Annotated in this window: 24 protein-coding genes; 22 read left to right on the plus strand and 2 right to left on the minus strand. The window is 62.0% G+C overall.

Translation table 11 applies throughout. From position 1 onward, the window contains the following. The first annotated feature begins 223 nt into the window (after nt 1-223). The 3 genes from PMX21_RS06120 (at nt 224) to nhaA (ending at nt 3,893) form a co-directional block, all read left to right on the plus strand. The gene (locus PMX21_RS06120) at nt 224-1,177 is read left to right on the plus strand and encodes an ROK family protein (RefSeq protein WP_271758686.1); all 954 of its coding nucleotides are present in this window, start codon (nt 224-226) and stop codon (nt 1,175-1,177) included. 166 nt (nt 1,178-1,343) lie between these two features. Further along, nucleotides 1,344-2,267: a manganese-dependent inorganic pyrophosphatase gene (locus tag PMX21_RS06125; RefSeq protein WP_271748878.1), complete on the plus strand. Its 924-nt coding sequence runs from the start codon at nt 1,344-1,346 to the stop codon at nt 2,265-2,267. Nucleotides 2,268-2,534: 267 nt separating this feature from the next. After that, entirely contained in the window at nt 2,535-3,893 is a 1,359-nt protein-coding gene (nhaA, locus tag PMX21_RS06130) for a Na+/H+ antiporter NhaA (protein WP_271758688.1), read from the plus strand. A gap of 331 nt (nt 3,894-4,224) precedes the next feature. Here nhaA and PMX21_RS06135 read toward each other — a convergent pair whose 3' ends face one another. Continuing rightward, nucleotides 4,225-4,479 (minus strand): hypothetical protein, encoded by a 255-nt coding sequence (locus PMX21_RS06135; protein WP_022093864.1) that lies wholly within the window; start codon nt 4,477-4,479, stop codon nt 4,225-4,227. A gap of 149 nt (nt 4,480-4,628) precedes the next feature. On the opposite strand from PMX21_RS06135, the gene PMX21_RS06140 reads away from it, so the two are divergent. From PMX21_RS06140 to PMX21_RS06170, 7 genes are all read left to right on the plus strand, one after another. After that, nucleotides 4,629-5,933, plus strand: coding sequence for an aspartate aminotransferase type Ic (locus PMX21_RS06140; RefSeq protein ID WP_271758690.1), 1,305 nt, complete (start codon nt 4,629-4,631; stop codon nt 5,931-5,933). A gap of 51 nt (nt 5,934-5,984) precedes the next feature. Continuing rightward, a complete protein-coding gene (locus PMX21_RS06145) occupies nt 5,985-6,299 on the plus strand; it encodes an STAS domain-containing protein (protein ID WP_271758692.1) in 315 nt (104 codons plus the stop codon). 153 nt (nt 6,300-6,452) lie between these two features. After that, nucleotides 6,453-7,034 carry a twin-arginine translocase TatA/TatE family subunit gene (locus PMX21_RS06150; RefSeq protein ID WP_271758694.1) on the plus strand — a complete coding sequence of 194 codons (582 nt, stop codon included), beginning with the start codon at nt 6,453-6,455 and terminating at the stop codon, nt 7,032-7,034. Beyond that, nucleotides 7,034-7,825: a twin-arginine translocase subunit TatC gene (tatC, locus tag PMX21_RS06155; RefSeq protein WP_271758696.1), complete on the plus strand. Its 792-nt coding sequence runs from the start codon at nt 7,034-7,036 to the stop codon at nt 7,823-7,825. The genes PMX21_RS06150 and tatC overlap by 1 nt, the downstream gene beginning before the upstream one ends. A 6-nt stretch (nt 7,826-7,831) precedes the next feature. Next, entirely contained in the window at nt 7,832-8,188 is a 357-nt protein-coding gene (gene hypA, locus PMX21_RS06160) for a hydrogenase maturation nickel metallochaperone HypA (RefSeq protein ID WP_022093859.1), read from the plus strand. A 55-nt stretch (nt 8,189-8,243) separates the two neighbouring features. Further along, the gene (gene hypB, locus PMX21_RS06165; RefSeq protein WP_138374518.1) at nt 8,244-8,927 is read left to right on the plus strand and encodes a hydrogenase nickel incorporation protein HypB; all 684 of its coding nucleotides are present in this window, start codon (nt 8,244-8,246) and stop codon (nt 8,925-8,927) included. Between the two features lie 54 nt (nt 8,928-8,981). Further along, nucleotides 8,982-11,573, plus strand: a complete 2,592-nt coding sequence (locus tag PMX21_RS06170) for a DNA topoisomerase I (RefSeq protein WP_271758698.1) — start codon at nt 8,982-8,984, stop codon at nt 11,571-11,573. Between the two features lie 144 nt (nt 11,574-11,717). On the opposite strand, the gene PMX21_RS06175 is transcribed toward PMX21_RS06170, so the two are convergent. Continuing rightward, the gene (locus PMX21_RS06175; protein WP_271758700.1) at nt 11,718-12,707 is read right to left on the minus strand and encodes a zinc ribbon domain-containing protein; all 990 of its coding nucleotides are present in this window, start codon (nt 12,705-12,707) and stop codon (nt 11,718-11,720) included. A 241-nt stretch (nt 12,708-12,948) separates the two neighbouring features. Between PMX21_RS06175 and tmk the strand changes: the two genes are divergently transcribed. The 12 genes from tmk to PMX21_RS06235 all read left to right on the plus strand — a co-directional run bounded on the left by tmk (nt 12,949) and on the right by PMX21_RS06235 (nt 25,555). Beyond that, nucleotides 12,949-13,632 carry a dTMP kinase gene (gene tmk, locus PMX21_RS06180; protein ID WP_271758703.1) on the plus strand — a complete coding sequence of 228 codons (684 nt, stop codon included), beginning with the start codon at nt 12,949-12,951 and terminating at the stop codon, nt 13,630-13,632. 1 nt (nt 13,633) lies between these two features. Next, the gene (locus tag PMX21_RS06185) at nt 13,634-14,761 is read left to right on the plus strand and encodes a DNA polymerase III subunit (protein ID WP_195543920.1); all 1,128 of its coding nucleotides are present in this window, start codon (nt 13,634-13,636) and stop codon (nt 14,759-14,761) included. Continuing rightward, nucleotides 14,752-16,452, plus strand: a complete 1,701-nt coding sequence (locus tag PMX21_RS06190) for a PSP1 domain-containing protein (RefSeq protein ID WP_271758705.1) — start codon at nt 14,752-14,754, stop codon at nt 16,450-16,452. The genes PMX21_RS06185 and PMX21_RS06190 overlap by 10 nt, the downstream gene beginning before the upstream one ends. A gap of 102 nt (nt 16,453-16,554) precedes the next feature. After that, nucleotides 16,555-17,361 carry a ComF family protein gene (locus tag PMX21_RS06195; protein WP_271758707.1) on the plus strand — a complete coding sequence of 269 codons (807 nt, stop codon included), beginning with the start codon at nt 16,555-16,557 and terminating at the stop codon, nt 17,359-17,361. A 10-nt stretch (nt 17,362-17,371) separates the two neighbouring features. Further along, nucleotides 17,372-18,481, plus strand: coding sequence for a hypothetical protein (locus PMX21_RS06200; protein ID WP_271758709.1), 1,110 nt, complete (start codon nt 17,372-17,374; stop codon nt 18,479-18,481). Nucleotides 18,482-19,212: 731 nt separating this feature from the next. Then, complete coding sequence (locus PMX21_RS06205) at nt 19,213-20,238, plus strand: substrate-binding periplasmic protein (protein WP_271758736.1); 1,026 nt, start codon at nt 19,213-19,215, stop codon at nt 20,236-20,238. 317 nt (nt 20,239-20,555) lie between these two features. Further along, the gene (gene hpf, locus PMX21_RS06210; RefSeq protein ID WP_035137685.1) at nt 20,556-21,140 is read left to right on the plus strand and encodes a ribosome hibernation-promoting factor, HPF/YfiA family; all 585 of its coding nucleotides are present in this window, start codon (nt 20,556-20,558) and stop codon (nt 21,138-21,140) included. Nucleotides 21,141-21,219: 79 nt separating this feature from the next. Further along, nucleotides 21,220-22,173: a DegV family protein gene (locus PMX21_RS06215; RefSeq protein WP_271758711.1), complete on the plus strand. Its 954-nt coding sequence runs from the start codon at nt 21,220-21,222 to the stop codon at nt 22,171-22,173. 56 nt (nt 22,174-22,229) lie between these two features. Further along, entirely contained in the window at nt 22,230-23,315 is a 1,086-nt protein-coding gene (locus PMX21_RS06220; protein ID WP_334204075.1) for an NAD(P)-dependent oxidoreductase, read from the plus strand. 5 nt (nt 23,316-23,320) lie between these two features. Further along, entirely contained in the window at nt 23,321-23,749 is a 429-nt protein-coding gene (locus tag PMX21_RS06225) for a hypothetical protein (RefSeq protein WP_055310425.1), read from the plus strand. Nucleotides 23,750-23,764: 15 nt separating this feature from the next. After that, nucleotides 23,765-24,463, plus strand: coding sequence for a HEAT repeat domain-containing protein (locus PMX21_RS06230; RefSeq protein WP_117820896.1), 699 nt, complete (start codon nt 23,765-23,767; stop codon nt 24,461-24,463). Nucleotides 24,464-24,469: 6 nt separating this feature from the next. Continuing rightward, nucleotides 24,470-25,555, plus strand: coding sequence for an isocitrate/isopropylmalate dehydrogenase family protein (locus PMX21_RS06235; protein ID WP_271758715.1), 1,086 nt, complete (start codon nt 24,470-24,472; stop codon nt 25,553-25,555). Nucleotides 25,556-25,669 lie beyond the last annotated feature (114 nt).

Below are 25,669 nucleotides of genomic sequence, written 5' to 3' on the forward strand. Positions count from 1 at the left end.
GCGCCTTTAGACGCGAGCCCGGGGCCCGTGGGTTATACCCTAAGAGCAAACCACCCTTTTTAAGGGTGGTTCTGATTTGGAGAGGGTCTTGCACGACCTATTGAGCGACCATTCGCGCTTTCCCAGATAAAACCTACCAAAACAAACCTGTCCCTTTTTGGTAGGTTTTTGTCTTGGGAGCGGTACCATACAGGCAATGATTAAACGAGAAAGGTGGGCCCCAATGGAACCCAAGCAGTATTACATCGGCATCGACGTCGGCGGCACCTCGGTTAAGGAGGGCCTGTTCGACGAGGATGGAAACCTGCTGGCCAAGGCCAGCGTGCCCACGCCTCCCATCGTTGACGCCGCGGGCTTTGCCGCGGTGACCGAGGCCATCGACCAAGTGGTCGCCAAGGCCCAGATTCCGCGCGCCTTTGTGGCGGGCATTGGCCTGGCCGTTCCGTGCCCCATCCCGGCGTCGGGCGATGCCAAGGTCAAGGCCAACATTGCCATTAACCTGCCCGAGCTGAGGATCGCCATTCAGGAGCACTGCCCCGACGCGGTCGTTAAGTACGAGAACGATGCCAACGCCGCTGCCATGGGCGAGGCCTGGCTCGGCTCTGCCAAGGGCGTGCAGAACGTGGTGATGGTCACCATCGGTACCGGCGTGGGCGGCGGCGTTATCGTTAACGGCGACGTGGTATCGGGCGTTGTGGGCGCCGGCGGCGAGATTGGCCACATGTGCCTGAACCCGGCTGAGGAGCGCACCTGCGGCTGCGGCGGCCATGGCCACCTGGAGCAGTATTCCAGCGCCACCGGCGTGGTGAACAACTATCTTGCCGAGTGCAAGAAGGCGGGCGTCGAGCCCATCGAGCTCACCGGTCCCTCCGATTCTAAGCACGTGTTCCAAGCCTGCCGCGAGGGCGATAAGCTTGCGCTTGCCGCAGCCGATACCATGGCTGACTATCTCGGTCGTGCTCTGGCGCTTATTGCCAACGTGGTTGACCCCGAGGTGTTCCTGATCGGTGGCGGCGCGTCCGCTTCGGCCGATGTCTACCTCGACGCCGTTCGTGAGCACTTCCAGCGCTACGCGCTTTCCGCCTCGCGCGAGACGCCCATTAAGGTCGCTTCGCTCGGCAACGACGCCGGCATCATCGGTGCCGCCTACGTAGCCCTGCGCGCCGCCGGAAAATAGCTGGTGCAAGGGGGTCAGGTTGCTTTGCACCAACACGGTGCAAAAGGGACAGCCTTGGCCCCCGTGCCTGCCCCAAAAAATGCCGTGGCCTTTCCGTCTGCGAAGGCTCGGCATCGGCGTGCTACCATAGCTACGTCCAAGTACACATATCAAGTGGAGGATATCCATGGCAAACGTTCTTGTCTTTGGTCACCAGAACCCCGATAACGACGCCATCATGAGCGCCGTCGTCCTGTCCCAGCTGCTCAACCAGGTTGAGTATGCCGGCAACACCTACGAGGCCTGCGCCCTTGGTCAGCTTCCGGCAGAGTCCGCCAAGCTGCTCGCCGACGCCGGCATCGCCGAGCCTCGCGCGATCGAGTCCGTCGAGGCCGGTCAGCTCGTCGTCCTCACCGACCACAACGAGTCCGCCCAGTCCGTCGCCGGCCTTAAGGACGCCACGGTCTTTGGCGTTGTCGATCATCACCGCATCGGCGACTTCGAGACCGCCGGCCCGCTGCACTACATCTGCCTGCCCTGGGGCTCCAGCTGCACCATCGTCACCAAGCTCGCCGGCGTGCTCGGTGTTGAGCTTTCCGACGTTCAGGCCAAGCTGCTGCTCTCGGCCATGATGACCGACACGCTCATGCTCAAGAGCCCCACCACCACCGATGTCGACCGCGCCGTCGCCGCCAAGCTCGGCGAGCAGGTGGGCGTCGACCCGGTCAAGTTTGGCATGGAGGTCTTCCTCACCCGTCCGTCCGGCTCCTTCACCGCAGCCGAGATGGTCGGCAACGACATCAAGATGTTCGAGCCTGCCGGCAAGAAGCTGCTCATCGGCCAGTACGAGACCGTCGACAAGACCCGCGCACTCGGCATGATCGACGAGATTCGCGAGGCCATGCGCGCCTACGCCGCCGAGAAGGGTGCCGACGGCATCGTCCTATGCATCACCGACATCATGGAGGAGGGCTCGCAGGTCCTGCTCGAGGGCGAGACCGAGGCTGCTCAGAAGGGCCTGGGCATTGCCGACGAGCACGACGGCGTCTGGATGCCGGGCGTCCTCTCCCGTAAGAAGCAGGTTGCTGCCCCCATCATGGCCGCCTGCTAGGTTTAGTTGACCAAACGCCACGACCGGATCGCGGACGCCCCGCGCTCCGGTCGTTTTTTGTGCACGGCGCCGCGTCGTCTCTTGGACAGGCGTGCCCGTGCCGTTGAGCAAATAATGTTCAACCTGTGGTTCCGCTTTTCGGCCACGCCTGCGTGCTTGTCGTGCAGGGTAGGCTAGATGCAAGCGTAATACGTTAGAGCGCGGCGCCGCCACTTGGGCGGGCCGTGCTTTTTTAAGACGGGAGCTTTCCCGTGAAAGGAGCCGCCCATGGCAGCACCCGAGCAGCTGTTTAACGTTCGTGAGCGCAAGCGTTTTGAGCGCCACGACATTTGGGAGCGCATCACCGAGAACGGCACGATTTCCGCCGCCGTCATGGTCTTCGCCGCCATCGCCGCCGTCATTTGCGCCAATACCGATGCCTACGAGGCCATCCATCACTTTTTGGAGACCCCGCTGTATGTGGGTCTGGGCAACCTTACGGCCGGTCTCACCGTTGAGCTATTCGTCAACGACTTCCTCATGGCGATTTTCTTTTTGCTGGTGGGCATTGAGCTTAAGTACGAGATGACGGTCGGTGAGCTCAAGAATCCGCGTCAGGCCATGCTTCCCATGCTGGCGGCCGTGGGCGGCGTCGTCGTTCCCGCCTGCATCTACCTGATCTTTAACCATGCCGGCGCCCGCAACGGTTGGGCCATCCCCATGGCAACCGATATTGCCTTTGCGCTGGGCGTGCTGTCGCTTTTGGGCAATCGCGTGCCCAACGGCGTGCGCGTGTTCTTCTCGACGCTCGCCATCGCCGACGACCTCATTTCCATCGCCGCCATCGCCATCTTCTACGGTCAGAGCCCCAATCCGTTTTGGTTGGGCGCCGCCGCGCTTGTGACCTGCGCGCTCGTGTGGCTCAACAAGACGCAGCATTACCGCCTTGCCCCGTATTCGGTACTGGGCCTGCTGTTGTGGTTCTGCATGTTCAAGAGCGGCGTACACGCTACGCTTGCCGGCGTCATCCTGGCCTTCACCATCCCGGCCAAGTGCGGCGTCAAGCTTGATAGCCTCACCGATTGGTTGGGCGAGTGCCTGCCGCTGCTCGATGACCGCTACGACGACGAGGCGCACATCCTGGGCCAGCATGACTTTACCGTCTCGACCACCAAGGTCGAGCGCGTCATGCACCGCGTGACTCCGCCGCTTATCCGCATGGAGCGTCTGATCTCCACGCCGGTCAACTTTGTGATCCTGCCGATCTTTGCGTTCGTGAACGCGCAGGTTCGCCTAGTGGGCGTTGACATGAGCACGCTGCTCACCGATCCGGTGACGCTTGGCGTGTACTTTGGCATGCTGCTGGGCAAGCCGATCGGCATCTTTGGCATGACGTTCGCCCTGGTTAAGCTCAAGGCTTGCCAGTTGCCGCGCAATGTCAACTGGCATATGATTGCCGGTGTGGGCATTCTGGGCGGCATCGGCTTTACCATGTCGATTCTCATCAGCGGCCTCGCCTTCCCGACGGCCCAGTTTGAGGTTCTGGCCGCCAAGGCCGCTATTCTCGCCGGCTCTGTCACCGCGGCCGTACTTGGCATGATCTACATGAGTGTGATCTGCAAGCACCCCGCGCCCAAGAACGAGTAGGCGCGTAGAAACAGACGCCAGAGCCTGCTCGAGCGCGTGTAAAACGCGGTTTTGAGTGGTACTTGCCACCTGCCGGACACCCCAGTGGCCAAAAAACGCCGTTTGTGAGTACTGTCACAAACGGCGTTTCATTTTAGGCGCGAAAAATAATGTACAAATCTATTCTGTCTGTGCATTAACGATTGCGTGGCTGGACGAAAAATGCCGATGCATCCTTCCAAAACCGGACACAAAAGGCCAAGACTGGCCTTTTTAATTCAAAATCGCTGTTACTAAAAAAGTAACAGTACTCATATTTGCTATTTTTTGACCACAGGCCCCAATGACTAGGTTATTCCACGGTGCCGTAGACGGCGCCCCAGCCGTGGGCGGCCAAGGCGGAGTTGAGCTGGTCGCAAAGTGACTGGCGGTCGTAATAGCCGGGCGGTAGCAGGTTCACGATTTCCATGAGATCGGGCGCCAGGTCCAAGATTTCGGCCTGTACGATCAGATCCAGGCGGTCGATGGCGTGGCGGTCGTAAAACAGTCCGTCGACCAGGCGCTGTAGGTCGCCGAATTCCTCGGCCTGGAACGATCCGTACTCCATAGTGCCTCCTTGGGCGCCCCGCGCCGGCATGCGCGGCGATTCGTAATTTATTGCGATGGACTTAATCTATCACGGCTTCATACCGTTGCGGCGGTGGCGGTCTATACTTAGACGAACTGCAACGTACCGCTTCGCGAAAGGTCGCACCCATGCAGACGATCTACCAGAAGATGGAAACCACCGAACTCGATGCCGCCATCGAGGTGCTCAAAGCCGAGGTCGCCGAGGTCAAGGCCAAGGGCCTGGCGCTCGATATGGCCCGCGGCAAGCCGTCGCCCTCCCAGGTGGACATCTCTCGACCCATGCTCGATATCCTCAATGCCGATGCCGATCTGCACGACGGCAACGTCGATTGTTCCAACTACGGCTGCTTTGAGGGCATTCCCTCGGCACGCAAGCTGGCAGGGGAGTTCCTGGGCTGCCCCGCTGAGCAGACACTCGTGCTGGGCTCGTCGAGCCTGCTGATCGAGCACGACATCGCCGGCATGTTCTGGCGCTGTGGCTCGTGCGGCAGCGAGCCCTGGGAGGCTTACGAGGCAGCGCACGACGGCAAGAAGGTCAAGTTCCTGTGCCCGGTTCCCGGCTACGATCGCCACTTTGGCATCACCGCCGACTTGGGCATCGAGAACGTTCCCGTCGCGATGACCGACAACGGCCCCGATATGGACGAAATCGAGCGCCTCGTTGCCGCCGACGATTCCATCAAGGGCATCTGGTGCGTGCCAAAGTATTCCAACCCCACGGGCATCACCTTTAGCGAGGACACCGTGCGTCGCCTGGTCGAGATGCCCACGGCCGCGCCCGATTTCCGCATCTTCTGGGACAACGCCTACTGCGTGCACGACCTGTACGACGAGACCGACGAGCTCGCCAATATCTTCGATCTTGCCCGCGCGGCGGGCACCGAGGACCGCGTGGTGGCCTTTGCCTCGACGTCCAAGATCACCTTCCCGGGCGCCGGTATCGGCTTTATCTGTGCGAGCCCCGCGGTCATCGCCGAGTTCTCCAAGCGCCTGAAGGCCGGCCTCATCAGTGCTGATAAGCTCAACCAACTGCGCCACGTGCGCTTCCTTCCCACCATCGAGGCGGTCAAGGAGCACATGAAAAAGCATGCCGAGTTTTTGCGCCCGCGCTTTGAGGCCGTTGAGCGCAAGCTCACCGAGGGCCTGGGCGATACGGGTTGCGCCACCTGGACGCATCCCCGCGGCGGCTACTTTGTAAGCTTCGATGGTCCCGAGGGCTCGGCCCAAAAGGTCGCCGCGCTTTGTGCCGACCTGGGCGTCAAGCTCACCCCGGCTGGTGCCACTTGGCCTTATGGCAAGGACCCGCGCGATACCAACATCCGCATCGCGCCGAGCTATCCCACGGTCGAGGACCTGGAGGCCGCGCTCGATGTGCTGGTGCTGGCCGTTAAGCTTGTCGCTGCCGAGCTCGCGCGTGCCGAGCGCGCCTAACGCGCGGCTTCCCGTACTATCCGCACCTTCGATACGTAAAGGAGCATATACATGGATTTGGGTATTTCCACCAACCCCACGCCAGAGCTCTACACCATTAAGGTAACCGGCGAGATCGATATCTCTAACGCCGATAGCCTGCGCAATGCCATCGACCTGGCGCTCGAGCAGCCCACTGAGTCCGTTGAGCTCGATTTTGCCCAGGTGAGCTACATCGATTCAACGGGCATTGGCGTGCTCGTGGGCGCCGCGCACCACGCGGTCGACCACGGCAAGCGTTTTAGCTGCACCAATGTGCAGCCCCCGGTGATGCGTGTGGTTCAGCTGTTGGGTGTCGACCAGGAGATTTCGATCACCGCTGCATAATCTTTGCCCCCAAAAGGGCGTGCCGTTTGGCATATGTTTGTGATGCGCTCGGACGTTTTGGCGTCCGGGCGCTATACTTGACCGAATGAATAGACGAGTTCCGGCCGAATGGCGCGGTGCGGGCTCGACTCACATCGAGCCTTGGAGGTATGTGTGTTTGGTATTGGAGAGGGTGAGCTCGCGATCATCGTGGTCTTCGGCTTTTTGCTGTTTGGCCCGGATAAGCTCCCACAGATGGGCCGCACGATCGGCCGTGCCATCCGTCAGTTCCGCGAGACGCAGGAAAAGATGACGGCCGTTGTTCAGTCCGAGATTATCGATCCGGTAAGTGAGGCCGCTTCGGCACCGGTCAAGCCCAAGAAGACTGCCGTCGATGACGATTCCGATGCGGACGAGGATGCCGCCGAGGCGGCAGCGCCCGCCAAGAAGGAGACCTTTGCCGAGCGTCGCGCCCGTCTTGCTGCCGAGAAGGCCGCGAGTGAGGCTGCCGCCGAGGGCGAGGGTGCTGCTGAGGAGGCCGAGGGTGCCGAGCCCGCCGCTGCCGCCGAGCCTGTCGTCGAGCCCGAGCCTGCTGCAGAGCCGGAGCCCGAGCCCGAGCCGGCAGAGCCCACGACGGCTGACCTCTACGCCCGTCGTCCCCGCAAGCGCAAGGCCGTCGTCGACCAGCTCGCTCGCGAGCTCGAGGCCGAGGACGACGCCGCTGCCGCCGACGCCCCGAAGGGAGGCGATGAGTAATGCCTATCGGACCTGCGCGTATGCCGCTCTTCGATCACCTGGGAGAGCTCCGTCGCCGTCTGACCATCGTGGTCGTGTCGGTGTTTGCCGCCGCCATCGTGCTGTATTTCGCCACACCCGTGGTGCTCGATATCCTGGAAGACCCCATCCGTTCGTTTGTGCCGGACGGTAAGTTCTACATCACCACCACGCTCGGCGGCTTTGGCTTGCGCTTCTCGCTGGCTCTTAAGATGGCCGTTGTCATGTGCACGCCCATGATCATCTGGCAGATTCTGGCGTTTTTCCTGCCGGCGCTTCGCCCCAACGAGCGCAAGTGGGTCGTGCCCACGGTGCTCGCCTCGACGGTGTTGTTCTTCCTGGGCGCCATCTTCTGCTACTTCATCATCATTCCTGCGGGCTTTGAGTGGCTCATCGGCGAGACCTCGGCCGTCGCTACGGCGCTGCCCGATTTGGAGAACTACGTCAACATGGAGCTGCTCTTTATGATCGGCTTCGGTGTGGCGTTTGAACTGCCGCTCATCATCTTCTACCTGTCCGTCTTCCACATCGTGTCCTACGCTGCTTTCCGCAGTGCCTGGCGTTATGTATACGTTGGCCTGCTTGTGGGATCGGCTGTGATTACGCCCGACGGCTCGCCCGTTACGCTGGGCCTCATGTATGGCGCCCTGCTCTCGCTCTACGAGATTTCGCTCGCCATCGCCCGTGTGGTCATTACCGCGCGCGAGGGCAAGGAGGGCCTGTTCGTGAGCCGTCTGGACCTGTTCTCGGACGATGAGGATGACGAGGAGTAAATCGGTATGCACGAGGTTGGCATCGTCAACGGCATACTCGATACAGTGATTCGCGCGGCGCGTGGGGCGGGGGCCTCGCGCGCCGTTTTGGTAACGCTGCGTATCGGGGATATGACCGAGGTGGTGCGCGAGGCGCTCGACTTTGCGTGGGAGACGTTCCGCGACGAGGACCCGCTCACGCGCGGCTGCGAGCTTGCCGTGGAGGAGGTCCATCCACAAAGCGAGTGCTTGGACTGCGGTGAGGTCTTCGACCACGATCGTTTCCACTGTCGCTGTCCCCAGTGTGGTGGTGCCAACGTGCGCCTACTGCACGGCCGCGAGCTCGACATCGCAAGTATCGAAATCGAAACCCCCGACGATTAGCCCGCTAGCCATCTGGTGACGGGGTATAAAGGGGCCAAAGTAAGGAGTGCCGAGTATGGCCGAGAAAACGATTGATATCGCATCGCCGATTCTGTCGCGCAATGAGCGCCTGGCAGATCAGCTGCGTCAGCGATTTAAAGAGACAAACACCTATGTGATCAATGTGCTGTCGAGCCCCGGTTCGGGCAAGACCACTACGATTCTGGGCACCAACGAGCGCCTGCGCGACAAGGCGGGCCTGCGTTGCGCCGTCATCGAGGGCGATATCGCCTCGGACGTCGACGCCATTACCATGAAGGAAGCCGGCATGCCCGCCATCCAGATCAACACGGGCGGCCTGTGCCACCTCGAGGGCAACATGATCATGGAGGCCGTTGACGCGTTCGACCAGGCCGTCGGTCTGGAGAACATCGACGTCATCTTTATCGAAAACGTGGGCAACCTGGTCTGCCCGGTCGACTTTGACCTGGGCGAGAACCTGTCCATCATGATTCTTTCGGTGCCCGAGGGCGACGACAAGCCCATCAAGTACCCGGGCATCTTCCAGCACGCCGGCGCACAGCTGCTCAACAAGGTCGACGTGGCCCCGGCTTTCGATTTTGACATGGATAGGTATACTAAGACACTCGATGACCTCAATCCGCAGGCGCCGCGGTTTGCCGTGAGCGCGCGCAAGGGCGAGGGCATGGATGCCTGGTGCGATTGGCTCATCGGGCAGATTGAGCAAGCAAGGGCGTAAGTCGGCCGCCATACGGGCGGGCGTAGCCGCAGAGATACGAGATAGGAGCCTCTTTTGAAGCTCATCATCGCCGAGAAAAACGACGCCGCGCGTCAGATCGCCGAGCGGCTGTCCACGGGCAAGCCCAAAAAGGACAAGGTGTACAACACCGCCATCTACCGTTTTGAGTGGAAGAGCGAGGAGTGCGTGACGATCGGTCTTGCCGGTCACATCCTTGCGCCCGATTTTTGCGACAGCGTGCTGTTCAATAAAAAGCTGGGCTGGTATTCGGTCACCGAGGACGGCGAGATGCTGCCGGCCGACATACCCGATGGCCTGGCGCGTCCGCCCTACGACACCAAGCGCAAGCCGTTCCTTGCCGATGGCATTTCCATCAAGGGCTGGAAGCTCGAGAGCCTGCCTTACCTCACCTGGGCACCCGTCATTAAGCTGCCGGCCGAGAAGGAGCTCATTCGCTCGCTCAAGAACCTTGCCAAGAAGTCTGACAGCGTCATCATCGCCACGGACTTCGACCGCGAGGGCGAGCTGATTGGCTCGGATGCTCTCAACAAGGTGCGCGAGGTTGCGCCGGACTTGCCGGTCGCCCGCGCCCAGTACTCTTCGTTTACCAAGGCCGAGATCACGCACGCCTTCGATAATCTCGTCACGCTCGACCAGAATCTGGCCGACGCCGGCGAGAGCCGTCAGCACATCGACCTCATCTGGGGCGCGGTGCTCACGCGCTATCTGACGCTCGCCAAGTTCGGCGGCTTTGGTAACGTGCGCTCTGCCGGCCGCGTGCAGACGCCGACGCTCGCCCTGGTGGTCGAGCGCGAGCGCGAGCGCATGGCGTTTGTGCCCGAGGACTATTGGCAGATTCGCGGCATGGGTGCCGCGCAAGGCGCTGCCGAGGACGATCGCTTTAAGATCGCGCACAAGACGGCGCGCTTTACCGACAAGGATGCTGCTGAGACGGCGTACGGTCACGTTGACGGTGCCAAGACGGCAACCGTCGCCGCGGTGACCAAGCGCTCGCGCAAGCAGCAGCCGCCCACGCCGTTTGCGACCACCTCGCTGCAGGCTGCCGCCGCAGCCGAGGGTATCTCGCCTGCGCGTACCATGCGCATCGCCGAGTCCCTCTACATGGCGGGCCTCATCAGCTACCCGCGTGTCGACAACACCGTGTACCCCGCGACGCTCGATCTGGGCGCCGTGGTGAGCGACCTGGCAAAGATCAACCCGGCGCTGGCGCCCGTGTGCAAAAAGGTGCTCGCCGGCCCTATGAAGCCCACGCGCGGCAAAGTCGAGACCACCGACCACCCGCCTATCTATCCCACGGGCGAGGGCGATCCGTCCACGCTCGACGGCGGCCAACGCAAGCTCTACGACCTCATCGCCCGCCGCTTCCTAGCGACGCTTATGGGTCCCGCGACCATCGAAAACACTAAGCTCGAGCTCGACGTGAACGGTGAGCCGTTCGTGGCTTCGGGCGATGTGCTCGTGACCCCGGGTTTCCGCGAGGCGTACCCGTACGGGCTCAAGCGCGACGAGCAGATGCCGCCGCTGGAGCAGGGCGATACGGTCGACGTGTTCGACATTAAGCTCGAGGCCAAGCAGACCGAGCCGCCCGCGCGCTACAGCCAGGGCAAGCTCGTGCAGGAGATGGAAAAGCGCGGCCTGGGCACCAAGTCCACGCGCGCGAGCATCATCGAGCGCCTGTACGCCGTGCGCTATCTCAAAAACGATCCCGTGGAGCCGAGCCAGCTGGGCATCGCCATCATCGACGCACTGACGCAGTTTGCCCCGCGCATCACGAGCCCCGATATGACCAGCGAGCTCGATGGCGACATGACCCGTGTGGAGCGCGGCGAGGATACCGAAGAGCATGTCGTGACGCACTCGCGCGCGCTGCTGGCTGGCGTGCTCGACGAGCTGCTCAAGCATACGCAGGAGCTGGGCGACGCCATCAGCGACGCCGTCACGGCCGATGCACGCGTGGGCGCCTGTCCCAAGTGCGGCAAGGACCTGGTTATGAAGACGAGCGCCAAGACCCGCGGCAGCTTTATCGGCTGCATGGGATGGCCCGACTGCGATGTGACCTATCCGGTGCCGAGCGGCGTCAAGGTGAGCCCGCTCGAGGGCGAGGCGGCCGTGTGCCCCGAGTGCGGCGCGCCGCGCATTAAGTGCCAGCCGTTCCGCCAGAAGGCCTTCGAGATTTGCGTGAACCCCACGTGCCCCACCAACTACGAGCCTGACCTTAAGGTGGGCGAGTGCAAGGTGTGCGCCGAGGCCGGACGCCATGGCGACCTGATCGCGCACAAGAGCGAGAAGAGCGGCAAGCGCTTTATCCGCTGCACCAACTACGATGACTGCGGCGTGAGCTATCCTCTGCCGGCGCGCGGTAAGCTCGAGGCGACGGGTGAGACCTGCCCCGAGTGCGGCGCCCCCATCGTGGTGGTCAACACGGCGCGCGGCCCGTGGCGCATCTGCGTGAACATGGACTGCCCGACCAAGGAGAAGAAGCCCGCCCGCGGTCGCAAGACCACGACCAAGGCGAGCACGGCCAAGAAGACGACGGCGGCAAAGAAGACTGCTGCCAAGAAGACGACCGCCAAAAAGACGACGGCCAAGAAGTCGACTACCAAAAAGACCGCTGCCGACAAGTAGCCGCACGGTCGAAACATCACCTAAAACAAAAACGAGCGAGGACCTCAAAATCCTCGCTCGTTTTTTATCTGGCAGTTAGGGACGTTCCTTTTCTGCCGGCAGTTTAGGAACGTCCCTAACTGCCGGCTCGGGAACGACAAAGCGCTAGTTCACCTCGACAGGCTTGGCGCCGGGATAGCGCTCCTCAAAGTCTAGGCGGTACTTATTGTCATTGGTGCCCGCCACGTTGTCGCGCGACAGCGGCGCCACGATCTCATTCTTGTGGTCCGCAGGCTTGGCGTATTTCAGGCTGATCTCCCAGGCATCACAGATTGCGTCAATGCGGTGATCCAGGTCGTCGTACAGGGCGATGATGTCCTTCCAGGAGCTGTAGTTCTTGGAGCTCGTCGGGACGTCTAGGTCCTCGACGATGTCGTAATACTGCTCGATGGTGTCCTCCGTGCGCTCAGCGACGTCGGCGAGATTTTGACGGGTGGTTCGATCCTCTTCCAGATAGCTGCCGTTGAAGTTCTGCGCGCAGCCACGGACGTAGTTGTCGAGGTCTTCGAGCAAGTCGTAGTATTCGCTCAGTCGGCGGTAGAGATTCTGCTCGGAGAGCGTTGCTTCGCCGCCATCCTCGTCGTCATCGTCATCGTCATCACCGTCGTACAGGCTGTTGGGATCGCCGAGAGGCTTTAGGTCATCGTCGTCGACGTCATGGTGCAGCTTAGCTACCTCGGCAGTCGTCTGCGTGGCGGCGTTGTCGAAAGGCTTGATCACAAAGAAAACGACCAGGGCGATGATGATCGCCACCAGCACAACGATAACGGCGATAAGCGGCCCTGTGCCGCTCTTTTTGGGAGTGGGGGTCTGTGGCGAAGCAGGCGCATATGCGGGAGCCGGCTGCTGTTGGGGCGAGCCGCTCGCGACGGGTATGCGCTGCGTGGTCTCGACGGCCGCAGGGCTTGCGGCGGGGTCGGGGCGATAGGCGAGGGGGTCGTCCGCCTTGGCTTGCGGCGTATCGAGGGAACCGGTCTGCTCAAAAGCGGGCTGGCTATCGCTCGCGGTTGTTTGCTCAACGGGTGCACCGCACGAGGTGCAGAACTTGGCATTATCTGCAAGAAGCTTGCCGCACGAGGCGCAATACCGAGACATTGCCACTCCTTTCGCCACATTTCAATGCAATACGACGATTATACCCAGCGTCCAAAATTCCCCATCATAAGTTGCGGTGAAATAGGGACTGTTTGGCGGTCTCAGAGCTTCAATCAGTCCCTATTTCACCGCAACTTTGGAAAGGCACCTTTAGCCATTGGGGACGCACCGAGCACTGGGGTATCATGGCTTGGTTGATATATATCTGCATTTACGCGCCTTGTAGGAAGGGGCTGCGCCCATGGCTTTTGAGCCCGTTCAACATAGCTTTATCACGCTCGAGGGCGTCGATGGCGCCGGCAAGTCCACGCAGGCGCGTCTGCTTGCCCGCGCGCTTGAACTCTCTGGCTACCAGGTTGTGAGCCTGCGCGAGCCGGGCGGTACCGCCATCAGCGAAAAGATCCGTGCTCTGCTGCTCGACCCCGCCAATACAGCGATGGGCGACACCTGCGAGTTGTTGCTCTACGAGGCGGCACGCGCTCAGTTGGTGCACGAGGTCATAGCTCCCGCCCTCGCGGCCGGCAAGGTGGTCCTGTGTGACCGCTTCTACGATTCCACAACCTGCTATCAGGCATTTGCCGACGGCCTTGATCGCCAGATGGTGCGCGATGCCAACAACCTGGCCGTTGCGGGAACGCACCCGGCGCTCACGCTCGTCTACCACATCACGCCCGAGCAGGCGGCGCTGCGCATGGCAGCCCGTGGCGCGGCAGATCGCATGGAGGCCAAAGGCATGGCATTCCAGGAGCGTGTCTACCAGGGTTTTTGCGCAATTGCCGCCGAGGAGCCAAACCGCGTAAAGCTCATCGACGCGACCGCGTCCATCGAGGACGTATTCGCACAGACGGTCGAGCAGGTTCGCGCCTACGGCCTCGACATTTCCCAGGATGCCGTCACCGCCGCGCTTGCCCAGGAGGCCGAGTAACATGGCCCCCGCTCAGGCAAGCCTGCTGGCCAAGCTTGACACCCAACAGCGCGTGCGCGACTTTTTGACCAATGCCGTCGCCAGCGGTCGCGCATCGCACGCCTACCTGTTTTTGGGCGCGCCCGGCGCGGGCAAGCTCGACGCCGCGTGGGCGCTCGCCCAAGCCTTCCTGTGCGAGCAGGATGGCTGCGGCTCATGCGATAGCTGCGTGCGCGTCGCCCGCCATACGCACCCCGACGTGCACTATTACACGCCCGAGAGCGCCACGGGCTACCTTATCGCCCAGACACGCGAGCTGCTCGACGACGTGCCCCTGGCGCCCATCCGTGCCAAGGCCAAGGTCTACATCATTGACCGTGCCGAGCAGCTGCGCGCCAACACCGCCAACGCATTGCTCAAAACTCTCGAGGAGCCGCCCGAGGGCGTTATGTTCATCCTGCTGGGCACCTCGGCAGACGTGATGCTGCCCACTATCGTGAGTCGTTGCCAGTGCGTGCCGTTTCGGCTGGTATCGCCCGCCGTCGCCGCGCAGGCCGTGAGCCGCGCCACCGGTCAGGACCCTGCGCGTTGCCGCATGGCCGTCGCCGTGGCGGGAAGCCCCACGCGTGGCATCGAGTTCCTCAAGAGCGCCGAGCGCCAGGACGCCCGCCGTCAGATGGTTCGCGCCATCGATTCGCTTATCGCCGCCGACGAGGCCGACGTGCTCAGCCGCGCCAAGTCACTCATCGTCGCCGTTAAGGCGCCGCTCGCCGAGGTCAAGTCCACACAGGAAAAGGTGCTCGAGCAAAACGCCGACTACCTGTCGCGTGGAGCATTGAAGCAGCTTGAGGACCGCAACAAGCGCGAACTCAACGCGCGCGAGCGTTCGGGTATCATGGAAGCGCTGGCGAGCGCGCGGACGCTCATGCGCGACGTGCTGCTGACGCTTCAGGACAAGGCAGCCGACGTGGTGAACGAAGACGTGCGCGACACGATCGGTCGGCTTGCCGCCGCGACCAATGTTGCGGGTGCCACACGGGCGCTCGAGGCAGTCGCGACCGCCGAGCGCAACATCGCCAGAAACGTTACTCCCCAGCTGGCCATCGAGGTCATGCTGTTCGATATCAGGAAGGCACTGAAATGCCGTTAGTTGTACCCGTTAAGTTTACCTACGCCTCGCGCGACCTGTGGTTCGATCCGCAGGATTTGGATATCCTCGAGGCCGATTATGCCATTTGCTCCACCGAGCGCGGAACCGAGATCGGCCTGGTCACGGCCGATCCCTTTGAGGTGCCGCAAGACGAGATCGGTCAGCCGCTCAAGCCCGTGCTGCGCGTGGCGAGCGACATCGACCTGCAGCTTGCTGACGACCTGGCCATCCAGGGCGACGAGGCCATGGTCGATTTCCGCCGTCTGGTCAAAGAGCTCGACCTCGAGATGAAGCCGGTCGGCGTCGAGTACCTGTTTGGCGGCGAGAAGGCCGTGTTCTACTTTGCCGCCGAGGAGCGTGTCGATTTTCGCCAGCTCGTCAAGGACTTGTCCTCGACGCTGCATATTCGCGTCGACATGCGCCAGATCGGTGTGCGCGACGAGACCCGTCTGGTGGGCGGCTATGCCCAATGCGGACAGGAGCTCTGCTGCACGCGCTTTGGCGGACAGTTTGAGCCCGTTTCGATTCGCATGGCAAAAGAGCAGGACCTGCCGCTCAACTCGTCCAAGATCAGCGGCGTGTGCGGCCGCCTGATGTGCTGCCTGCGTTATGAGTTCGAGGCGTACAAGGACTTTAAGAGCCGTGCGCCCAAAAAGAAGACGCTCATCGATACGCCGCTTGGCAAGGCGCGTATTCAGGAATATGACACGCCGCGTGAGCAGCTGGTGCTGCGCCTGGAGAACGGCAAAGTCTTTAAGGTCAACCTGGCCGATATGACCTGCTCGGAGGGCTGCAAGAAGAAGGCTGCCGAGCAGGGCTGCAATTGCCGCCCCGATTGTGTGACGCGCGATGTGCTCGAGCGCATCGAGTCGCCCGAGATGCGTCTGGCGCTCATGGAGCTCGACCGCGAGAACGGCGTCGACGTGGGCGATGGCCTGTCGAACGCCGATCGCCTGGCGGGCATATCGATGCCCAAGCGCCGTCGTCGCGATGCCGAATCCGATGCTCGCGCCGGTCAGGGCCAGGGCGAGGGCCGTGGCCGCGGAAAAGGCCGCGGTAAGGCCGAGACACCTGAGGCCGAGGGGGCGGCCGATGGCCGTCGCCGTCGCAAGCGCGCGGGCTCGGGCGATGCTACCGAGGTTGCAGCCGCGGGCAAGAACGCCTCTCGCGAGCGCGAGGTTCAGCAGCCCCAGCAGCAGAATCGCGGCGGCGGCATGAACCCCACACGTCGCCGCCGCCGTCATCTGTCGAGCGAGGAGCGCGAGGACGCCTTCCGCGCCGCAGCTGCTCGCGAGGCCGGTGCCGCTTCCAAGGGCGCCTCGGCCTCCGATGCGCCTGTCGACAAGAGCGGCAAGTCACGTGGCGAGGAGGAGCGCGCGCCGCGTCCGCGCCGTCGCCATTCCTCGGGCGCGCAACAGAAGCCCTCAGTGCCCTCCGTGGCCGATCAGGTCTCGGATGGCGAGGTCAAGGTCACGCGCCGTCGTCCCGGGGATGGCGGGGGAGCGGCTGCCAAGGCTTCGCGTGGCGCCGCTCGCGACGAGCGCGAGCCGCGCGAGAATCGCGGTGGCGAGGGCTCGGCCGACCAGGGTCAAAAGCGCCGTCGCCGTCGTCGTTCCCGCAAGCCGCGCCAGGATGGTGGCGAGGGCTCGACCCCGTCTTCGTCCGCACCACAACCGCCCGCCGGCGAATAACGCCCGCGAGCGGATTTAACCCGCCTTGCCCCGAGCGCATCGGGGTATCATAGCGCCGAATCAACAACCCTCCCTGCGATCGAGCGTAGGGAGGGTTGTGTCTTGAAGAGCCATCTGAACATATTGAGCCGTCTGCAGAGTGCCGGTGCCCTACCGTTTGCGGACGAATTGCTACCGTTTGCCGAGCGCGCGACGTACGAGGCGCTCGAGGCATTGTCGCCAACACGATGTACCGGCTGCGAGCGCGCCGGTGCGCTTATTTGCCAAGACTGCCTGGCCGCGCTCACGCTCATCGACCCACGTCATAGCTGCACCCGATGTGGCGCCCCGTTTGGGGATTTGCTGTGCACTGAGTGTTCGGTCGAGGGCACGTCTTCGGCAATGGCGGAGGCGCTCGACCGCTGCCTGGCGTGCGCCGTCTATGCGCATCCGCTGCCGCGCATCATTAAAGCGTACAAGGATGCGGGCGAGCGACGTCTGGCTCCGTATCTGGCGGAGCTGCTCTACGACACCGCCCTGCATGCCCAGGTCGTAGCGCCCGATCGCTACGGAGGTGTGCTGTCCGGTGCGGATGCGGTGGTGTTTGTGCCTGCGACGGCGGCAGCGTTTCGGCGGCGTGGTTTTGATCATATGGAGGCCATTGCGCGCCCATTTTGCGAGCTGTCGGGTGTTCCCTTGCTCGATGCTCTCGTCAAGTACGGGCATGGCGACCAGCGCGAACTCGGTCGTGAGGAGCGCCGCGAGCGTGCCCAAGGCATGTACGAGACGGTTGAGGACGTGCACGGCCGCCGCTTGCTGCTTATCGACGACGTTATCACCACGGGTGCGACGATGGCAGCGGCTTCGGCGGAACTCAAGCGCGCCGGCGCTGCGGCAGTCGATGGCCTTGCTATCGCACGCGTTTGGTAGGGGTGGTTTTGTGTCAGTAAAGATTGAGCGGCGCAACGAGCCGACAGGCGAACAGCTAGCGGCTTCCATAATCCTGACCGGCACCTCGGCGCTGCGCATGATGCGCGCCGAGCGCCGGCAGATGGGCTATATCAGCTGGAGGGACCTCAGTCCCGATGAAGAGCGCCGTGTGCTGCGCACGTCGTCGCCCTCGACCGAGGACATCTATCTTCCCGACTTGGTGCGGATTGGGGCCGCAAGCGGCGAGGTGCAAGAAGATCTTTGCTTGCTGGTGGGATCTGCGGCGCAGCGCCGCCGCATGCCTGGCGTGGGCTGGTCCGTATGCTCTGGGTTGCCCGCCGGCTCGATTCTAGAGGTGGAACCAGGGGTGTACAGTCTATCTCCCGAGGCCCTTTGTGTTGCCGTCGCCCGCGAGGTCGGCTGTATCCAGGCATTTGCCCTGGCCCAGGAGCTGTGCTCTAAGATTTCGCTGAGTGACCGCGGGCAGTATCTACCTCCCTACACATCGCCTGTCGTGAACAAATTGGCAAAGGACAAAGACCAGCCGCCAGATGTCGGTTACTTTGAGGTCGAGTCCGTGCTGACGCCCGATCGCCTGGCAGATTACCTTGCGGCATGCAAGGGGAATGTGGCCAAACAGCTGCGGCGGCTGTGTCCCTACCTGTCAGAAAACCTGCGCTCGCCCATGGAATGCATCATGCTCGCCATGTTTTCGCTTCCGTTTTCCTGTGGCGGATTTGCCTGCGGTCCCTTTAAGACCGACTACAAGATTGAGTTCGATGACCGCGCGCAGGCAATCTCGGGGATGCCGCATGCAGTTTGCGATGCGTATCAGGAAGCAGCCCGGTTTGACCTGGAATACAACGGTGAGCTGGGTCATTCCTCCCGGAGGGGACGTATCCATGATGAAAAACGCAACACGGGCTTGATTACTATGGGAATCGAGGTCGCGACGGTTAACAACGAAATGCTCTGCGACATGGAAGCGATGGAAGCGCTCGCATGGCGCATCCACCAGCGCATGAGTAAGCGATATCGCAACCGTGTTGACGCTCGCAGAAAGAAACAAGAGGCGCTATTTAACACGTTGCGGGCGTGTTTTGGGCTTAAACCCGCCTAACAATGCTCTGAAACAGGGGGTTGGATATATGCTTTGGCCAAAATATAGCAAATATGAGTACTGCTACAAATTCAGTAACAGCAAAATCAGGGATTTTGGGACTGGAAGATGGCGTAAATTAGAAAATTATTAAACAAATGTGGAATATCCTGGCATCAATCTGACGTTATAGAGCGTGAAAACAGCTTGCAGAGCCAAAAACTCCTGCTACTAAATTGGTAACAGTACTCATATTTGCTATTTTTTGGCCACGGCGCCCTAAGACGGGTGTGTTGGGGCTTTCCATAGGGGAGCGACGGGCTTAATCAGAGCGCGTGCGGCCCGTCCTGACCTGCGAAATCTGTACTCGCGATGCGAATAACGCCCCTAACCTTAAACTTTAGCTTGAACTTAGCTATAATGCGCTACGTTCCTGCCAGGCTGTGGTTGCGGACGGACGAAATGTCCATCCTAGTCCAAGACAGACGCGGTCAAAGGGATCCACGTAAGCGACCGCGTGCGCGCGGCGCGATCATGGCGCGTCCTAGATGTAAGCCGCACCGTCCGTTCTACTTTCTTTGGGGCAATACCGCCTCGCGGGCGAGCGGGCCAGTCGTGAAGGTGGCTACGGCCTCCCGAGCAAACACCCCGGTGCGCAAGTGTGGGGTCAAATACCAGGTCAGCTGGTGGGAACACCCGTTATTCCGCGCAACGCACGGATTGTATACGACACAGAAGGCAGGGTAGTGGACATGGTGAGGGGCAGCTTGATGCACGCGGCTCGGTTGGGTGCTGGGACCGCGGCGGTCATTGCCGTATTGGGCTTGAGCGGATGCGCGTTCAACCCACTGTCCACGTTCACGACACCCACGATTGACCAGATCGAGCGCGAGACCGTTACCCCTACGGTGTCGGATGATGCCCTGGTCACTCCCGGCACCCTGACGGTTGCCCTCGATACCTCCGATGCTCCGCAGGCCATGCAGGACGCCGACGGCGAGCTCACGGGGTATGCGGTTGACGCCGCCCGCGCTCTCGCAAGCCGCATGGGCCTTAAGGTCGCCTTTGTCGATGCGTCTTCGGCAGATTCCGCGCTCGGCGACAAAAAGGCCGATATCTTTATCGGCGAGATTAACTCCACGGACGGGGACATTAGCTCGCTCGGCACCTGCCTGTACGATGCCACTTCCGTGTTCGGTAAAACTAGCGATGGTGGGTCGCTAAGCGTTTCCACCGATACCCTTAACACGTCCACCCTGGGCGTTCAGACGTCCTCGGCCTCGCAGGAGGCGCTTGCTAAGCAGAGCATCACCGCCAACCAAAAGACCTACTCCAACATCAACGAGTGCTTTGAGGCGCTCGAGTCCGGCGAGGTCGACTATGTGATCTGCGACTCCACGGCCGGCGGCTACCTTGCACGCCTGATGAGCGAGGTCTCCTATGCCGGTGCGCTCGAGGCGCCCTCGACGCTTGGTGTTGCGGGCCTCTCGTCCAATGACGAACTGTGCCGTGCCGTGAGCGATGTCCTCGACGGTATTACGGCCGACGGCACGCTCGAGGCGGTTCACTCTGTCTGGTATGGCACGATGCCCTACGACCTCACCACTAAGACGGTTTCGGGCGCTAACGTGCAGCCGGGCGACTCTGAGTCCAGTGAGACCACGTCCTCCGGCAGCGAGTCCTCCGATTCCGACAATGAGACCGCATCCTCCGAGGACAAATCGTCCAGCCAGGAAGGCGCCATCACCGACGACGACATTAACAAACTCAATAGCTAGTTATTGCTAGGGGTGGTGTCTCCTATACGTTGGAAAGGACACCTCTTCACGGTTTCAACACGCACTGCCGGGTTTCCCCAATAGGGGAGCCCGGCTTTTTCATCCCTATAAAACCAGCAGGTCAAAGCCAATTTTCGAGACCAAATACAAATCTGTGGGCTCCCTCCTATAGCGCACTTTGCCATGGAAAAGTACGAGACTTCGGTATGCGGTATCAAGCAATCGTTATTCGGGTCTTTAGGAATCCGCGTGATTAAATGCACGGCAATGGGTACATAGCCAGTACAGTAAGTCCCCGAGGCAGATTGGAGCCACGTATGGATATCAAGGTTTCTGGACGCAAGACGACGGTAACCGATGCTCTGCGTGCGCATGTGGATGAGAAGATCGGCGAGGCGCTCAAGGTTTTCGATATCGAGCCCATGACGGTCGACGTTGTACTTCGCTATGAGAAGAACCCCTCGAACCCCAACCCGGCAATCGTCGAGGTTACGGTTCGTGCCCGCGGTTCGGTGATTCGCGTTGCCGAGCACGGTGCAGATATGTACGCCGCCATCGACCTCTCCGCCGATAAGGTCACCCGCCAGCTGCGCAAGTTCAAGACCAAGGTCGTGGACAACCGCCAGGGCGGTGCCAGCGCCGCGGATGTCGCACCGGTCGAGCGCGTTGAGGATCTGGCCGACCTGCTGCTGCCCGAGGAAGAGGACGACCTGCTCGTCCGCGAGAAGGTTATCGACGTCACCCCGATGACTGAGGAGCAGGCGCTGGTGCAGACAGATCTGCTGGGCCACGACTTCTACGTGTTCGAGAACGCGACGACTGGCCTCATCAATGTGGTGTATCACCGTAAGAATGGTGGATATGGCATCATCAAGCCCCGCATCGAAACACTTGACGAGTAAAATACGTTAACTTGCATGAGTTAACGGTTGGCGGCCATCCCATGCGGGTGGCCGCCTTTTTACGTAAGGAGTCGCTTTGATGGACAAGGCCGCATCCGCCGGTCATTCGGACCGTTGCCGCATCGTCGTCGATACCTGCTGCGACTTTAGCCCCGAGGTCGCCGCGAACCTCGATGTCGATATCCTGGGTTTCCCCTTCATTATCGATGGCGAGGAGCGCACGGATGACATCTGGTCGAGCATCACACCCAAGGAGTTCTACGATCGCATGCGCGCCGGTGCCCGCGTGTCCACCTCGGCTGTGTCGCTCGGTCGCTATATCGAGTTCTTTACCGAGTGCGCCAAAGAGGGCACGCCCACGGTCTACCTGTGCTTTACCTCGGCGCTGTCGTCGAGCTACAACTCCGCGTGCCAGGCGGCAGATGCCGTGCGCGCCGAGTATCCCGATTTTGAGCTTTACGTGGTCGACAACGCTCTGCCCTGTGCGACAGGCGCGCTCTTGGCGCTCGAGGCCGTGCGCCAGCGTTCGGCGGGACTGACCGCCAAGCAGCTGGTCGATTGGGCAAACGAGGCAAAGACCTACGTCCACGGCTACTTTACGCTCGAGAGCTTCGACGCACTGGCTGCCGGCGGCCGCATTCCGCCCGCGGCAGCGCAGCTCACGGCAAAGCTCGATGTCAAGCCTGAGCTCTCCTACGACCTGGCCGGCTCGCTGTCGCTGATCGGCGTCAACCGCGGCCGCAAGAAGGCACTCAAGTCCATCCTCAAGTCGTTCCGCGAGAACTACGTGCCCGACCGCACCATGCCCATCGCCATCATGACGGCCGATGCCGAAAAGGACGGCGACTGGCTCGAAGCCGCCATCCGCAAGGAGGAGGGCTGCGCTGACGTTACGATCATTCGCAGCTCCGTGGGTCCCACCATTGGCTCGCACGTGGGCCCCGGCATGGTGGCCTGCGCGTTTTGGGGTAAGAACCGCGCCGACAAGGCGTCGCTTTCCGACCGCATCGCCCGTCGCGTGCGCGGTCAGTAGGCAAGTAACGCGGCCGTAATCGATCCCAGCTCACTGCCCAAACGCTGGCATCGAGTATTCAACCTGGTAACAACACCCAACCCAAAAGGAAAGGTTTCATGGCAAACAAGCTCTCTGTCGCATTTATCGGCACCGGAATCATGGGTGCCCCCATCGCCGGTCACATCCTGGATGCCGGCTATCCTGTCACGGTCAACAACCGCACCAAGTCCAAGGCCGCCGCGCTTATCGAGCGCGGCGCCGCCTGGGCCGATACGCCGGCCGAGGCCGTGGCGAACGCCGACGTCGTCTTTACCATGGTGGGCTATCCCTCCGAGGTCGAGGAGCTCTACCTGGCGGGCGACGGCCTGCTCGCGTGCACTAAGCCCGGCGCGGTCTTGATCGATCTCACCACGAGCTCGCCCGAGCTCGCCCGCGACATTGCCGAGGCCGCCCAGGTCTCCGGCCGCATGGCGTTTGACTGCCCCGTCACCGGCGGCGAGTCGGGCGCGATCGCCGGCACGCTCACGGCTATCGTGGGCGCCACCGAGAACGACATCGCCCCGGTCCGCGATATCCTTTCCACCTTTGCGGTAAACATCTGCTGCTTCGATGGCGCCGGCAAGGGCCAAGCTGCCAAGCTCGCCAACCAGGTGTCGCTGGGCGCCTGCATGGTCGGCATGGCAGACGCCATGGCATTTGCCGAGCTGAGCGGCCTTGACCTGGAGAAGACCCGCCAGATGATCCTGGGCGGCACCGGCAAGTCCGGCGCCATGGAGAGCCTGGCTCCCAAGGCGCTCGACGGCGACTACAAGCCCGGCTTTATGGTCGAGCACTTCATCAAGGACCTGCGCTTGGCGCTCGCCTATGCCGACGATCGCGAGCTTGCGCTGCCCGGCGCCGACGTGGCCTTTACGCTCTACGACATGCTCGATGCCATCGGTGGTGCCAAGCTGGGCACCCAGGCCATCACGGTTCTCTATAAGGAGGAGGCCGACGCCATCGCCGCCGGTCTGGACTGGTCGCAGTATCGTCCTGAGGAGCATGGCGCCCACGAGGACGGCTGCGGTTGCGGCGAGCACGGCGACGACCATGAGTGCGGTTGCGGTCACCATCACGGCGAGGACCACGAGTGCTGCTGCGGCCACCATCACGGGGAGTAGCGCCCATGAGCTGGACGTTCGTGGTGCTCGCGCTGGTGCTCTTTCTCTTTGCGATCTACATTGGCTTTTTGTGCGGCCAGTGGGCGTGCGAAAAGCGCGTCATCACCAAGCGCGACTACTGGATCGCCAACTTTGCAGGAGCGGCGGCAGTCGTCCTGCTGACCTGGGTGTTCTCGCTGTTCCCGCTGGTGCAGTTTGCGCCGATCGGCTGGCTCGGCGGCTTTATCGCCGGTCTTAAGATGAGCTTTGGCGAGTCTGTCGGTCCGTGGCGCAAGCACGACGAGGTCTTTAACGTCAACAAGGCTCATCGCGCCGCCGCCGACGCGGGCGACGCTGAGGAACGCCGCCGTGCGCGTCGCAATGGCGCGGCCGACCGACAGCTCATCTCGGTCACCGATGACAGCAAGGGTGCTGGCAAGCACGCTAAGAAATAGTAAGAAGAGGTAACTATGGCAGAAAACAAAGACGAACAGCTCACCGACGAGGAGCTGGCACAGCTTCAGCTGGCAGAGGAGAACGAGAACGCCGTCGACCGTCTGGTCAAGGAGCTCGGCTGCCCCACGCGCCGCATCCGCCAGTTTGCCGCCCGCGTGCTGCACCTGCTTGCCGAGCGCGATCCGCAGCGCGTCGTGCCCTGCGTGCCCGCGCTGATCGAGGCGCTCGACCGCCCCGAGGCGCAGACCCGCTGGGAGGCCCTCGATGCCCTGACGGCGCTCGCCACCACCTGCCCCGAGCAGCTGGGCGATGCCTTTGAGGGCGCCGAGACTGCACTGTTCGACGAGATCTCCTCCACGCTGCGCTATGCCGCCTTCCGCCTGCTGTGCGTGTGGGGTGCCACGAGCGTCGAGCGTTCGCGCGAGGCTTGGCCCATCCTGGACGAGGCCATCCAGTGCTACCACGGCGACCTCGAGTATCGCGACATGCTCGGTTGCCTGTACGAGTTTTGCCAGGGCGAGATCGACGCCGAGGTTGCCGAGAAGCTTGCGCTGCGCCTTAAGTTCGATGCCGAGAACGGTAAGGGCAGCTATCTCAAGGCCCGTTCGAGCGAGATTTGCGAAATGCTTGTTAAACGTTTTGGCCTGGATCTCTCCAAAAAGAAGAAGCGTGCTAGCGTTAAAAAATCTGACGACGCCGAAGACGAGGAGTAACAGATTATGGCGCACGATGTAGTCCTGATTCCCGGTGACGGTATCGGTCCCGAGATTACGCAGGCCATGCGCCGCGTGGTCGAGGCTGCCGGTGTCCAGATCAATTGGAACGTCCAGGAGGCCGGTGCCGGCGTCATGGACGAGTTTGGCACGCCGCTGCCCCAGCACGTGCTCGATGCGGTCGCCGAGACCAAGGTTGCCATCAAGGGCCCCATCACCACGCCGGTCGGCACGGGTTTCCGCAGCGTCAACGTGGCCCTGCGCAAGCATTTTGACCTGTATGCCTGCGTGCGCCCCTGCCTGTCGCAGCCGGGTGACGGCTCGCGCTTCCGCGACGTCGACCTGGTTATCGTGCGCGAGAACACCGAGGACCTCTACGCCGGCATCGAGTTCGATGAGGGCACTGCCGAGGTCGAGGAGCTCTCTCAGCTCGTTGAGCGTTCGGGCCAAAAGACCTTCGCCGCCGATTCCGCGATCTCGATCAAGCCCATCTCCATTGCCAAGAGCCGCCGTATTGTGGAGTATGCCTTTGAGTATGCCCGCCGCTGCGGCCGCAAAAAGGTGACGGCCGTGCATAAGGCCAACATCATGAAGGCGACCGACGGCCTGTTCCTGCGCGTTGCGCGCGAGGTGGCCGCCAACTATCCCGATATCGAGTTCAACGACAAGATCGTCGACGCCACCTGCATGGGCCTGGTCCAGAACCCCAACGACTTCGATGTCCTGGTGCTGCCCAACCTGTACGGCGACATCGTGAGCGACCTGTGCGCTGGCCTGGTGGGCGGCTTAGGGATGGCCCCCGGCTCCAACATCGGTGCCGACTGCGCAATCTTTGAGGCAACGCACGGATCCGCGCCCGATATCGCGGGCCAGGATATCGCCAACCCCACGGCCGAGATCCTCTCTGCTGCGATGATGCTCGATCACCTGGGCGAGAACGACGCGGCCAATCGCATTCGCGCCGCCGTTTCTGCCACGCTCGACGAGGGTGAGCAGGTTACCGGCGACGTTCGTCGTGCCCAGACCGGCTCCGTTGAGGGCGCTGTGGGCACGCAGGCTTTTGCCGATGCCGTTATCGCGCACCTGGCCTAAGGCATGCAGACTGCAAACGCCTAAATAGTACTTAAGTGTTTGCGTATAACCTGAGAATCAATACGCCCGGCGCTCTGTCGGGCGTATTCTATTGCGGACTATGTTTCCTAACAA

It is taken from the genome of Collinsella aerofaciens (genome assembly GCF_028209885.1).
Lineage (GTDB): Bacteria > Actinomycetota > Coriobacteriia > Coriobacteriales > Coriobacteriaceae > Collinsella > Collinsella aerofaciens_BA.